Origin of the sequence: Tamlana carrageenivorans, assembly GCF_002893765.1 — a bacterium.
In the GTDB taxonomy this organism is placed as follows: Bacteria; Bacteroidota; Bacteroidia; order Flavobacteriales; family Flavobacteriaceae; genus Pseudotamlana; species Pseudotamlana carrageenivorans.
In genome coordinates, this window is record NZ_CP025938.1 from 173424 (window position 1) to 187580 (window position 14157).

The window sequence follows — 14157 nt, forward strand, 5'->3', positions numbered from 1 at the left end:
AAAAATATAAACTATTAAACTAGTAAAATGGTTGGATTTATCCTATCTAAAATTTATTTAGGACAGGATTGTTCTTCAAATTCATCACTTGTTTTAGAAAAGCGGTTATATTTTTTTTCTAAGGCTCTTTTTTTATTTTCGTATTCTGTATCTCGATTGGTCTTTTTGGGGGTGTATGGCGTGTTTTGCAGTTCATTCCAAAACATGAGGTTATTGGTTTTCTCTAATAAATGCTCTAACTCAGTATCACGTTTTTGCTCAAGGAGCTTTTTTCTTTCAGGATCCTTTTCCAAATCGATACCCAGTTTGTAAAACTCATGGGCTTCAGATTTAATCACTTCTGGGTCGTAGCTCCACTCGCTTTTGTGTTTCACGACCATTTTCCCCATACGCTCAGATGCGTCAGGGTCGTGTTGGGCGCATAAAAACTCCATAGGAGTGAGCACACCATTACCATCCTGATCTACCATTTTCCAAACCGCATCTACAAAAGCATCGGTTTTTGGGGATTTATGATAGTCTTTCATGGCGTAGACATACTCACTTCCTGCATCGTATGTTTCAAAACCAAAGTTTCGCCATATAAACGGATTGACATCTTCCTCATGGATATCGCCAGCCTTGACCCAACCGGTATGCAGATAATGTTCCTTCTCAAAATTATAGCTTTCTTTTAAAAAGTACCAAAGGGTACCTTCCTCATCGGTAATCGTTCTTTCGGGCTTACCTTTAAGTTCTATGTCTTTTTTAAATGTTTTTCCACATGCCTCTGGGGTATAGGGTTCATTGAAATAAGTGTGGCTTGTGTCGCACTTTAGCGTGGTTTCCAGTCCGTTTGTTACACATTGATCAGCGTCTAATTTTAAACAGGCGATATCCATCCAAAATTCTTGATTCCAAAATGGTGGTTCGATAATAATTTCCCTCAGGTTCCCATCTTTAGTATCATAATAATAAACGAAATCCCCTTTGTTTAATAGGCCATTAAACTGTTTGTTAACATAGTCAAAACTCTTTTCTTTAATTTTATATCGCGTTCTATTTTTGTCACATACCCTATCCTTAATGTAAATAATTTCTTCTTTAGAGTTTTTGCCTCGATGTTGGGTAGTTAGGTGTTTTTCCTTGTCAATAACTCGAATTAGACTTTCAACCTTTACTCGTACATAATCGCCTTTGGATTGAGTGACACGAACAGGAGTTCCTGCTTTGATTTTCGTTTTACGCTTCACATAGGGTTCTAAATGGGCACCTGACAAGACCTTATATCGCAGAAAATGGTCCTCCCCATCACCAGCACAATTATCCAATAAAGAAGACACATCGGTATCGGGAGCATCAGTAAATAATTCGACATGCGTGGCATATTTTTTTTCATGCTTGTGGAAACCAAAAGCTCCCACATAAGCCACTATTTCTCCTGCTTTTACCGGAATATCACAAGCTATTATTTTATCGACAAGGTCGTTATCAACTCGTTTCAGTTTTTCAAGGTCACGAACTTGAACGTAACCGCGGTATGCCCTTTCTGAGCTCTTTACTTTTACCCATTTTTTGTCCTCAGATGCTGATCCTTCAATAATAACAACTTCGGTTCCTGTTGGTATGACATCGATACAAGCTAATTCATCAAGGTCCTTAATATCTATAGAAGACCTATCATAACATAAAGCTCCATTTTTTAAATCTGAATTTAAAGGTGCTGTTTTAGTTCTTCTCCTGCCCGTAGTGGTATTCGTATCTACTCCACTGGTCACTTTATATTTGTCTGTTTCACCAGGTACTAATTCTAAGCACTTAAAATAAATATGAAGATCGTTATAAGTGGTATTAGAAAACGGATCAGTATAGCTAAAACTGTAATATTTTCGTTCTTTTTCAGGATGTTTAGCGTTATAGTTAACTGCCCAACCGGCTAATAATTCATCACTGTTTCGGGTAACTACATGGTTTTTGGGAATCAGAACTGTTTCTGGTCCGCGTTTCTCAACCTTTTCAGATATAGCCGAACGCCCTCGCACGCCTTTTGGCGTGTTAGCCGATTTAATTTTTGTTACTTTTTTACTTATGAAATCGGGAATCTCCAGATTATGAGTTTCAATATCAAACTGACAGGCCGTGTGATGATATAGACTGTAGAAGGTGAGTTCATGACCTTTCGGACTCTTATACTCATGTTGCATTAAAATAAACCCATTGGAATAGGTCTCCGGACGTTCATGTCCGCTTTGCAAATATTCAGAAGGCAGCCTGAAAGCAATAATTCGAGCATCACTAATAGCCACTAAAGCAGTCAATGGTGTTTCAACATGAACGCCACCATGCCACGTATTATAAGAACTTAGCGGATAATGACCAAAAGCACTAGAAGTTTTACGCTGATCTAAATTACTGTCTTTTTCGGGGTAAAAAAATGTCAAGAGTAAATTTGTAAGGATTACACACTAAAACCAAAATCACCTAAAAACCCATGTTCTTTGGCTTCATTTTGATTTTTCTGCTGTTCTTTTGTTGCTACTTTTACCTGTTTTCCGTGGCCTGTTAATACCGACAAAGTGCGTTCTGAAAGTTTAATATCAGGAAGTTCCATGCGATCAACTGGAGCCAGACGCTTTGAAGGACTTCCTCCCGAATTGATAATGATATTCGCTTCTCCAAGGCTAATTGATCCGCCATGAATTGTATTACTACCCATTGTAGCCACTGGCATACCGTTAATAAAAACATTCGATTCCCCACTAATAATAGTATCAGGCGGACCAGTACAAACACAGGTACTGCCTACTGTAGCGATGGGTTTTCCGTTGGCTAGTACGTTGGGTGTACCTTGTGATATTGGCCCTCCTACATGAGGTACCGTTCCAGAGCACATGGGGCACACGTGCATACTTCCTATAGTGGCTATTGGTCCAGGCATATTTTAAAAATTTTACCAAATGTAGGAAAATATTTATTAAAATTAAGTTTTTTCTTAGGGTTTAGGTTCTTCAGTCGGGGATGCCTTGTTGAATGGGAATGTCATGCAGAAGGTAGGAAGGTAACTTTCTCTATAACCCCTCAAGTAATAAAAACATATCTATTCGGTACAGCTTTGCCTAGGAACACCCCCAGCCCCCTCAACGGGGAAATGAGCTTCGTTTCCAGTTCAGCTCGATTGTGCTGATTAAACTAAAGCCCTTGTGTGTCTGTGTGTGTTGCTTTGTGATGCATTGTGTAAATGTTGAGTACACTTGTCATGCAAAATGTAGTGGAGCTTCTGTTGGAATAACACCCCCCTGCCCCCTCGAGGGGGAATGAGTAACGTTTCCTGTTCAGCTCTTTTACAAAATTACTGCAAAAGCTTAGTAATTTCAGCCTCAAAACGCTCTAAAGTATATTGCTGAGACCAGGTTGCGGCGGCTTTGGACATTTTATTTAAAGTAGTTTTATCGTGAAGCAAAGCGTAAAGTTTATTAAAATCGGCTGTAAAATCATTAGTCAACAAAAAACCTCGTTTTCCTGCATCTAACATATGAGGCACACAAGATACTGGTGTGGCGATTGGAATAACTCCAAAAAACATGGCTTCGGCTATGGCTTTTGGCCATCCTTCTGATTTCGATGGCAAAATCGAAAAGTGTGCTTCATTTAAGGCTTGCTTAATGACTTCTTTTGGCTGATTTCCTTTTAAACTTACTATCGATTCTAGTTTGTGCTCAATAATATACTGTTGTAATAGTGCTCTTTGTGGCCCATCACCATAAAGGTCTAAATGTATCTCCAAACCTTTTTGAGAAAGCGCTTCAGCAATTTTAACAGCTTCTAAAGGTTGTTTTCCTTCTACCAAACTTCCCAAAAACACCATATTTAAGGGACCTGAAAACTCTTTAGGTTTTACATTTTTAACTTCGCTTTCTGAAAAAGATGCCGTAAAAAAAGGTTTGATATTTTCACTTTGATTCGGCCAATCGCCATACACTAACACCTGCATGTTCTTTGTTAAAAAGGTATTACTCAACAACCACCTTTGTAATTTATAAGTTATGGGTTGTTTAGCCTTAGGATCCCAATTCCCCGCATATTTAGCTGTTTTGGGTTTAGCCGGAAAAAACATTTGAACGAAACAGGCTAGTAAACCTATATTTCCTGGGCATCTTAAATGAATGTGGTCTACTCGATTCATAACCTTAAAAATTGAAAACACAATTTTAGGTATCACGAATATCGCTTTTAATGCATTTTTAAATGAAGTGATATCGAAATTAGGAATCTCAATTACTTTAATATGAGGGTGCTTATATGCTATTTCGATTTTTGATGGCCTTTTACTAGATGATGGGGCTAAAATTATAATGTGTTCGACATATTTAGCCCACAAATTCATTTCCCTAACAAATGGTTCGTAGGCAAATATTTCGCCTTTCTGTTCATTATGAATAGCATGAGTAATGATTCCGAAAGTCATCGTTCGATTTTAGGTGCATTAAAAAGTAAAGATAACCAACCTACCACTCTACCCAAACTTTCGGTAAACGCTTCTGGTTTATTATTCGTATTTATCACATTAGAAAAGCGGACTAAAGTGAGTAAAAACGAAGTTGCATGCCATTTAACCACTGCTTTAAATTCAGGATTCGGATATTTTACTCGCCATACATACCAACCATTACGAATCACCATTTTACCATATTTATACTGATTAGGGCGGCCAGCAACATCATGAAAATGTTCCAGTTGGGCTGCAGTATTTACATATAACTTCCCTCGTTTTGCCACACGCAATGAAAAATCGGCATCTTCATAAAGGCCGTAACCATCAAAATAGGTTGAAAATTTTAGGGTTTTGAAAATATTAAAACGGTAAGAAGCCACGCCTCCCATGAGCATTTCAACAGGATAAACTTTACCACTCGGAGGTAAAAAACTAATAGAACGTCCGTGTGAAAAACTTGGCATCCAGCCTGGAGGCGCATCTGGGGTTAATCCAAAAGTGTGACGTATTTTAAAACGCGAAGGTTCACTGCGCATGAAACCATCATAATAATAAAAATCACTCTTTATTGGAGAACTTGCTACACTCCAAAGCACCTCATTAGTGATATAACCCCCTACTGCTAAAGCTTCAGGATGCATTTTATATGTTGATATTAAAGCTTCAAAGTATTTTTTATCTAAAACCACATCATCATCTAAAAAGCAAACCACTTCACTAGTCGCATCAACATGATCAATTCCAAAATTACGTTGTTTGGTTAAGCCTCTTTGGTGTGCTTTTACTTTAAAATATTTTAAATGGTTAAAATGATTTTCGAGTAAAACCTTTTCGGTACGCGAATCAGTAGAACCATCTATAATTAAAATTTCATTTGGGTATAGAGTTTGTACAGCTACCGACCTCAACAGATTTAGTAATGCATCTGGGCGCATGTAGGTACAAACGATTAAAGTGAAATTCATTTGGTTTATATTTTATGCCGTAGGTTTTGGGCTGTACGCTTTATGCTATATTTTTTAAGCAATTAGCTAGTCTTCTATTTCAATTAAACATCTAATGCTATTCAACTTACGCTTCGACAAGTTAAGCGCGACATAGTTTATCAATTTTATCTTTTTCTGAGTTGTCACCCTGAGTCTGTAGAAGGGCAATCTTAACCCACGCTTTTAGTGTACTCCGAGAAGGCCTTAATTTACAGTTCTTCCTCTCCATTACACGATTCAACATTTAAACGATTATTTTAGCTTACGCTTCGACAAGCTCAGCGTGACATTCGATATTATCAATTACACGCTTACACAAATTAACAATTTAACACGGCACTTCGACAAGCTCAGCGTGACAAACATATTCACAGTTGCACAATTAAACATCATCCTCTTTCATGTCAACAAATTTCTTATAAATTTCCATAAAATAACGCTCTCTTCTTAGAAATTTAAGCCACAGTTGTCGGTTTGAGGCTTGTAAGGCTTCAAATTCTTCTGCAGTTAAACTATTATGAAAATTCAATATTTGATTTTCCAAACTATCTGAGCTCTGACTATTTAAAATTACAACGTGTTTATTCCAATCGATGCTATCTTCTAAAGGTAACTTACAATCGGTATCTAATAATATGGGAATACGTCCTACGGCCAAAGTTTCATATAAACGCACAGAAAAATTGCCCCGGCCTCGAATGCAAAACGTATACGCGTTCACATAAATATTTTGAAAAAACTCCTTTTCCGTTTGATTTTTTCCTTCTTCAGTGCTTAAATCACCGCGATACTTATTTCTTAAAATAAAATTTGTTTTTAGATTTTCACACCGCTCTAGCTTTCGAAGCACTTCGGCGCGTCTTATACTAGATGGGTAAAAAGTTTGAGCGTCTGCTGTTAGCCTGTTGGTTTGTCTTTTAGCATGAAATTTTAAATGATTCACGACTTCTTTTGTGTATTTCAAAAGGCCAGCTTGTGCATGACCAACAAAACCAATCGAGGGTTTATCAGCTTTTTTCACTGAAACAAACCCGCTGTATTCTAACACCTTTTCATAAGGATCGCTTATAAATGAAGGCATCACAAAAGTGTGCTCTGGCAATTGACTTTTAAATCCGCCTAACCTGAACGTATAAGCGTTTTCAATTGAATTGGTAAAACCGTAATCCCCGGCTGTATAAACCCATAAGGGCTTATGATATGTTTTAGACATCTTATGTAAAGTATCAAATGCTTTTTGATGCTTAATAAACTCAGCATAATCTATAGGTATAATCATGACATCACAATCCTTTGCTTCATCAACCAAACTGAAATATTCTAATAAGCCCTTATGTTTTAAATAACACAAATCAAAAAGTAAGGGAAACACTTTTTTACGATAAGCTTCCGTTAAAAATGTTTTGTTGGTGTAGATTTTAAGCATGGCCATTTTGACTTTTTTCTGATAGTAATTCCGCCCATTTTTCACTTTGTTTCCAACGTTTTAAGAAAGACCTTACCTTAAAAATGTTCAATTTATGCATTTTAAAAAATAGAAGTAACTGATAGCCTTGAATTTGATGTATAGTGTAATACTTCTGTTTTAAATACATGATGGTTGGTGAAGGTTTAGGTTGAATTTTTTCATGTTCCCAAGGTTGAACAAATGTTGATCGAAATCCGCCTCTAGGTGCTTTTAAATGCGTTATACACAAGTTTGGAAAATAAATAACGTCAACACCAATATTACGTAGTTGCATGCCGAAATCGGTATCTTCACCATAACCAAATTCTAAACTCATATCGAAAGCCACTTTGTGTAAATATTTAGATTTAACAAAGCTATTACCGGAGCCAAATATAGAAGTTTGATGAACTTTTTTATAAAATAATTCTTCATTAGGTTGTAGATAGCTGGTTAAAATAGCTTCTACACCGTACTGATTGGCACATTGCAAAACTTCAGCTAAAAGATTCGGAGCAAACCTATTGTCGTCATCATTTAAAAACACCCATTCACTTTGTACTTTACTTAAAGCTAAATTTCTTGCAAAACACGCCCCAGTTTGGTGCGTAAAGGTATGATCTATTTCAAATGGCCAGATTTCAGAACGTAGATAATGTAAATCGGAAACACTCTCAGGTTCCGGATTCTGTTCAACAATAATAATCCGCTTTGGCAGATGGCTTTGATTCCTTAAATCAGAAAGCACATCATATAAATAATCGGGACGACCTATGGTTGGAATGATAACGTCTATGGTCGAAGGACCATCACCTTCTTGATTCCTCTTTTTTATGGAAATTGATTGTGGTTTGAATGACACTTGAGTCCGTTTGGCTGTAAACGTATGACACAAGGCATATAAAGAAATTGTTCTTTCATATATCCATTTATTTAAAAATAGTAACCACACCCAAACCCATTTATAATGTTGTTTAACAAACTTAAAAAGTAAATTAGTACTTGCTTGTTTCTCATGAGATGGCAGATCCTGTTTTAGTAAGCTAGGTTCGGAATAGCACCACAAACCCTGAGGCATTCCTAACTTAGCTATTGCATTTAAGGCATAAGAAAAATTCGTTGAATTCACTTCATTTTTAAACTGTAACAAATTACTAGTTTTGATGACACCAACCAGTCCAGACATTTGCCATGTTGGATAACATACCTCTTTCTTGATATTAAGAAAGGGTGATTGTTCTACATAACCAATAGCATCTGGAAAAAAAGATTGTGAGCAGTAGGATAGACATTTTCTATCTAAAGCTGGGATCTTTGCAATATAATCGAAATCGACATATGAAACTGCTGATGCATGCTGCCATACCAAAATGTGGTTCGGGAATTGCTCGGCCAAATTATACATTACATTTAAAATGGTATCAGTTGCTTGAAAAACAATGTCGGTGTTCGTACTAATATCTTCTACACGAAGCACATGATGGTTGTTGTGGGTAAGTACTATCATGGTTTTATAAGTTTCTTATAAAATTCTACATTCTTAGTCACCTGTTTCTCCATATCAAAATGATCTTCAACATACGCTCTTGCTGCCTTTCCCATTTCCAAGCATTTCGATTTACTATTGAAAAGTGCTTTGATTTTTTCAGCATACACCCCATGATCTTTGGGATGGACTAAATAACCACTTTGTCCATCTTCCATAAGTTCTTTCGCCCAGCCAATATTGCTGTTTACCACAGGTTTTTGCATGGCCATAGCCTCGATAGTTACCATGCCTAAAGTTTCGGCATAGGTAGGAAACACACAAGCTTGAGCGTCTTGAATATGGTTTTGAATGGCATCATAGGGTAATTTTCCTAAATAATGCACATCATTTAAATCTTCTTCAGAAAAACCTTCCTTTAGCAAGCTCCATGTTGAATGGTTCCCTGTTTGAATATCGGATGCATCACTACCAATAAGTTTTAGCGTTGCTTGAGGGTATTCCTGCCTAACTTTTTTAAAAATTTCAGGCAGTTCAAGAACCCCTTTTTTGCGTATAAGTGTCCCTAAATACAAAATACTGTATGGTGTATACATTTCTGGATGAGTATTCGTGAACCCCTCTAACTGTAAGCCGTAGTGAATGGTTTTAATGGGCTTGTTTTTAATATTAAACAGCATTTTAGACAGTTCTCCTGCAAAATTAGTGGGTGCTATGTAGGCTTGAGCCCCGCGAACAGCTAAAGTTTCAAACCACTTATTTTTAAGTTTTTGAGAGCGTTGTTCTAAATGGCAAAAATAGGTATCACTACCATGAAAACGCATCACCACAGGTACCGAAAACTTCATAAAAGCAGAAATACCTGTCCAATCGGGAACCTCTAAAAGTTGGATTTGCTCCTGGGATATTATGTTCTGAACTTCATTTTGAATGTATTTACGATAGTTATACCATTTTGCAAAAGCAAAGTCCTTATCAGTTATTAAATAAAAATGAATCCCTTCTTCGACAAAGTCTTCAGTTTGTTTTTGACCATATACAAATACATAAACAGCATGCCCATGCCTGACTAAGGCCTTTGTTAAATTACCTATACTTGTTCCTAACCCTGCAGCATGATTTACTTTAGGGTGTGGGTATTCTGGGGTTAGGAAGGCTATTTTCATAAATTAAAACGTGATATAATAGTATCCGTAAAAACTTTAGCGCCTTTCTCATTTACATGTCCACAATTCTTAAACATTGAAGGCTTCGTTAATACCCTCGATAAATCTGTAAAATTTGGTAATTTCATTTTTAATTTTTCTAAATAATTATTTGAATTTAGATTAGAACAAAATGGTGCGCAAAAGAAAGTTAATTCCACACCGCTATCCTTACAAATCGCAACCATTTCTTCAATGTTTCTATTGCGTTCAAGAATGGTTTTAGGTAAATCAAAACCGTTTATATCATCAGCATTCATTTGTCCACTAAGCGGTGAAAAACCGTCATACAAATTTATCTTAGGTTTTTTACCAACGGCACTTGCCACTAGCTCCCTAAACCCTAACCGAAAATCACTCGTAGCATACCTATAAAATGGAATGTAATAGTTAATGTTAAAATCTTCATCTACCTTATGAAAATAATCCTGAATGACTGAATTACCTGTTATAAAAGGTAAAACTTGAGTTCGAACAATTTCTGAGTTCCAGTCAAAATTATATATATAATCAACTTGAACAAACATCCTTTTTATTTTAACCTTTTTAGAAACCAAAAGTCTTAAAAAAATATTTATATCATCTAGTCTTGCTCCTTGAGTTCCCAGGTTTAATACTCGTTTTCCCGTTATCCGTTCAATTTCTGAACTCATTATAAAATTCTCAACTCTTGAGCTTCCTAAAAACACATAGTCTATAGTTTCTCCTTCTTCAAGGCTTAATATAAATTGTGTTTTATTTCGTGGTACAGCATTCGAATACACTTTAGTATATAGCGTATCTAACAAATACAAAGAAACTATGCTTATAAAAACTATTAAAAGTATGTATTTTAAAAATTTACCCATTTAAAATTGAAAATAAATAAAATCCTGAGGGTTAGAATAACTTCCAAATACCATAATTCCAATTAATACCATACATAACTTTAATAATGACCATTTCCCCGAAATAGGTTCTTCCCTTAATCGACTAAACCACTCAATAATAACAAACCCTCCTATTAAAAGTAAAAGTTCTACAGAATAACGTTCTACAGATAAGTATTCTATACCAAACTTAAATTCAAAAAGTTTGTTGATATAGCTAAAAGCCTCTGCTATATTTGAAGCTCTAAAAAAAATCCAAGCAAAACAAGTTAAACTGAAGGTGATTAAAATCTTTGGTAATTCTCTAAACAAACTTTTAGTTTTATCCTCTCCGATTTCATCTAGGTTGTTACGATTTCTTTTTAACAGAAGTAAAGGTAAAAAATAGCATGCATTTAAGAGTCCCCATACGATAAAAGTCCAGTTAGCCCCATGCCAAAAGCCACTTACAATAAAAATAATAAACACATTTCGAATTTGATTACTAATACGCCCCTTCGATCCCCCTAAGGGAATATACAAATAGTCTCTAAACCAAGTTGACAGTGAAATATGCCATCGCCTCCAGAATTCAGCTATATCCCTACTAAAATATGGGTATTTAAAATTTGTTCTCAAATTGAAGCCTAACATCCTAGCCAAACCGATAGCCATATCTGAATAGCCTGAAAAATCTCCATAAATCTGAAAAGCAAAATAAATACTACCTAAAACTAAAGTAGATGAATTTAAACTTTCATAATTCTCAAAAATAGTATTTGTATATACCGCACAAGAATCTGCTATTACCACTTTTTTAAACAATCCCCAAATAAATAGGTTTACTCCTGAAACAGCCTGATTATAGTTAAAATTTCGTTTTATACTAAACTGGGGTAATAAATGAGTGGCTCGTTCGATAGGTCCTGCTACTAATTGAGGAAAAAAAGCAACATAAGCCCCAAAATTAATTATGTTTTTACTTGGTTTCAATTTTCCTCTATATACATCAATGGTATAACTCAAAGTTTGAAAAGTGTAAAATGAAATTCCTACAGGTAAAATAATATTCATAGTGTGTACAGACGTTTGAACACCTAAAGACTCCCATAGTAACACCCAATTATCAACAAAAAAATTATAATATTTAAATATCATTAACATTCCTAAATTTGAAAAAAGACTTAACATGAGCCATCTTTTTTTTGTTTTTTCAAGTTTGAAGCTTGAATTCTTTTTGTTACATAAAAATCAACATAGGTACTAAAAATTATTAGTGATAAAAATCTATAGTCCCAACATCCATAAAACACATAACTTGTAATTAGAATAAAAGCATTCTGAATTTTTAAATTTGTATTTAAGGTCCAATAGACACTAAATACAACCACAAAAAATAAGAGAAATGTAAATGAATTAAATAGCATTATTTGGTTGATTTTTTTTTAAATAGTTCGAAAATATTTTTGAGAATTTTAAGGCTCCAGTTTCATTTAAATGGTATCCATTTTTAAAACTCAAATCGTCTTGTATTGCTTTTGAAAAATCTATTATCCCAGGAACCTTAATTTCTAAAGAATCTATAAAACTTAATTTTTTAGTATCACTTCTAAAAGGCGTAACAAAATACTTAATATTTAAATTATTGGCTCGTTTAAAGGCTTCTAGTCTATTTATATAATCATTGGAATCAATAATTTTATCCGGTAAAACCCGTTGCCATGTATTACCATAACCATGCAAAGGCTCAAACCCTTTATTTTTTAATAAAGAATTGTCTTTTTTAAATAACATAGATAATTGAGACCTTAACCCTAGCTTACTATCATTGTTAGCATAGTTATAAAAAGGTAAATATCTCAAGAGGTAATAATCCGCTTCATCTTTAAAATAATCATTTACAGCATTATAATTCTTAATATATGGCAATAGCTGGTAAGTTAAAAAACGAGATTTATTTAATGAATTATAATAATAATCTAACTGCACAAATAAAGTATTATAGGTTATTCGATTCTCCTTTAAAAGCTTAGCTATACAAAGAACATCTTTAGGTTGAGCATCCATAATCCCCAAGTTTATGGTATTTAAACCCAATTCATCATCAAAAACTTCAGGAATAATTGTATTTACAACTCTTGACGAACCTATAAAAATTATATCGTAGTGCTTGTCTTTTTGATCTAATAGAAATTTAACTCTATTTACTCTTTTTCCATTGTGATACATCCTATTATAAATTTCGTCTAGGACGAAAGCGAACAAAATACATGCTACAAATAGACTTATTATGACTTTAGCAAATCTTAGCATTAACTTTATTCTAAAATAGTGTTTATAACTTCCCAAATGCATCTTGAAGCTCCATTAGGACGCTCTCCCGCCACTATATTAAACCATTGCTTTCCTTCCTCAACATTAGAAAGCTTCCCATCTAATATTTGTTTTAGCAACCCTTCCAGTTCCGTTTTATCTCTACAGAAAACAGCGGCACGATCACTTGGCATGCTTCTAAAGTGCACATATTTATAATTCTGACCAATGTCTCGAATGCCTTTTTTTAATTGTGGTTGCTCGTAGTTATAATAAATACACGGTTTGTTATGCGCCACAAAATCGAATACTGTAGAAGAACATACATTGGTTACCAATTCACTATGCTCACAAACGTTATACAACATTTTAAAATCTTCAGGAGTTGGCAGGATTTGGTTCCATTGTTCGCCCACTTGTTTCCATAAAGGGTCTAGAACGTTTATAATATCTTTATTAGCTTTAATTACGGCATCGTATCTTGTAGTAAAATCGACCGGACACTTTCTGTAAATAATCCCCAAGTTGTATCCTTTATCATTTAAACGTCTTACCGCATACGCTAAATCTTCCAAATAATATTGATCTAAAGGTGATGTGGTTTCATCATCGCCAGAGTAACAAATGTATTTTTTGTTAGGATCTAAGCCGTACTTATCAAAAAATTCTGCTTTAGTTTGTTTTAAACGCGTATCAAAATGCGGTTCAAACTGTGGCGTTCCGGTAACAAACACCTGCTTTTCTTTAACAAAAGGATAATATTTTAAAAGCTCTTCCTTCATTAAATTACTCCACACGCAGTAATAATCGGTTTCAACGACTTGCATGGCTTTAGGCACGTTATCCCAAGAGTACACAAAAGCTACTGTTGGAATCCCTAAATCCTTGGCTGCCAATAAAGCACTTATAGATTGGGTAGCTCGTTGTGTGGTACAAAATACAACATCGGGTTTATGCTTTTCCAATTGCGCTTTGCAATAGCTGTATTTTGAGGTTGAGCGTTCTAACCTGTTTATTTTATGTCGTAATTTAACGAGTCCTTTCTCCGAATTATAAAGACCAATTAACACTTGAGTATACAAACTTTTTAAACTGTTTTTAATACCTGAGTAATTAAAAGGGAATTTATAAGTGGGATAAACTTCATCGTTAAATTTATCACGAGAAATATTTAACTCTACTCTTTTTCGTGCTCTAGAATAAAAAGGTAGTAAAGGGTGTGCTATATGGTCTTCTATTTTTACTTCCTTGAATCCTAAATTGTCTTTTAAAGAAAAAACGGTGTTATTCCAATACGTTATATCAAACCCCATCTGTTCTCCAATTTTCTTAAAATCGGTAAAGGCAAAGTTTCTTAAACCAACACCATCGGGAAAAAATATAAAAACCTTTTTATTCATT

General features: G+C 34.8%; 11 protein-coding genes. All 11 read right to left on the bottom strand.

The genetic code is table 11. From position 1 onward, the window contains the following. Positions 1-53: 53 nt before the first annotated feature. The 11 genes from C1A40_RS00845 to C1A40_RS00895 all read right to left on the bottom strand — a co-directional run bounded on the left by C1A40_RS00845 (position 54) and on the right by C1A40_RS00895 (position 14156). Positions 54-2420: a hypothetical protein gene (locus C1A40_RS00845; RefSeq protein ID WP_102994236.1), complete on the bottom strand. Its 2367-nt coding sequence runs from the start codon at positions 2418-2420 to the stop codon at positions 54-56. Positions 2421-2437: 17 nt separating this feature from the next. Continuing rightward, positions 2438-2917, bottom strand: a complete 480-nt coding sequence (locus C1A40_RS18700; protein WP_102994237.1) for a PAAR domain-containing protein — start codon at positions 2915-2917, stop codon at positions 2438-2440. A gap of 411 nt (positions 2918-3328) precedes the next feature. Further along, positions 3329-4444: a glycosyltransferase family 4 protein gene (locus C1A40_RS00855; protein WP_102994238.1), complete on the bottom strand. Its 1116-nt coding sequence runs from the start codon at positions 4442-4444 to the stop codon at positions 3329-3331. Next, positions 4441-5436, bottom strand: a complete 996-nt coding sequence (locus C1A40_RS00860) for a glycosyltransferase family 2 protein (protein ID WP_102994239.1) — start codon at positions 5434-5436, stop codon at positions 4441-4443. Before C1A40_RS00860 ends, C1A40_RS00855 begins: the two co-directional genes overlap by 4 nt. Positions 5437-5839: 403 nt before the next feature. After that, positions 5840-6889 (bottom strand): exostosin domain-containing protein, encoded by a 1050-nt coding sequence (locus C1A40_RS00865; RefSeq protein ID WP_102994240.1) that lies wholly within the window; start codon positions 6887-6889, stop codon positions 5840-5842. Then, a complete protein-coding gene (locus C1A40_RS00870) occupies positions 6876-8411 on the bottom strand; it encodes a glycosyltransferase family 2 protein (protein WP_102994241.1) in 1536 nt (511 codons plus the stop codon). Before C1A40_RS00870 ends, C1A40_RS00865 begins: the two co-directional genes overlap by 14 nt. Next, positions 8408-9556 carry a glycosyltransferase family 4 protein gene (locus C1A40_RS00875; RefSeq protein WP_102994242.1) on the bottom strand — a complete coding sequence of 383 codons (1149 nt, stop codon included), beginning with the start codon at positions 9554-9556 and terminating at the stop codon, positions 8408-8410. The genes C1A40_RS00870 and C1A40_RS00875 overlap by 4 nt, the downstream gene beginning before the upstream one ends. Then, positions 9553-10443, bottom strand: coding sequence for a hypothetical protein (locus C1A40_RS00880; protein WP_102994243.1), 891 nt, complete (start codon positions 10441-10443; stop codon positions 9553-9555). Before C1A40_RS00880 ends, C1A40_RS00875 begins: the two co-directional genes overlap by 4 nt. Then, positions 10444-11601 (bottom strand): MBOAT family O-acyltransferase, encoded by a 1158-nt coding sequence (locus C1A40_RS00885; RefSeq protein WP_338418064.1) that lies wholly within the window; start codon positions 11599-11601, stop codon positions 10444-10446. A 258-nt stretch (positions 11602-11859) separates the two neighbouring features. Continuing rightward, positions 11860-12756, bottom strand: a complete 897-nt coding sequence (locus C1A40_RS00890) for a hypothetical protein (RefSeq protein ID WP_158651232.1) — start codon at positions 12754-12756, stop codon at positions 11860-11862. 5 nt (positions 12757-12761) lie between these two features. Beyond that, entirely contained in the window at positions 12762-14156 is a 1395-nt protein-coding gene (locus tag C1A40_RS00895) for a CDP-glycerol glycerophosphotransferase family protein (RefSeq protein ID WP_102994245.1), read from the bottom strand. Between the last annotated feature and the right edge of the window lies 1 nt (position 14157).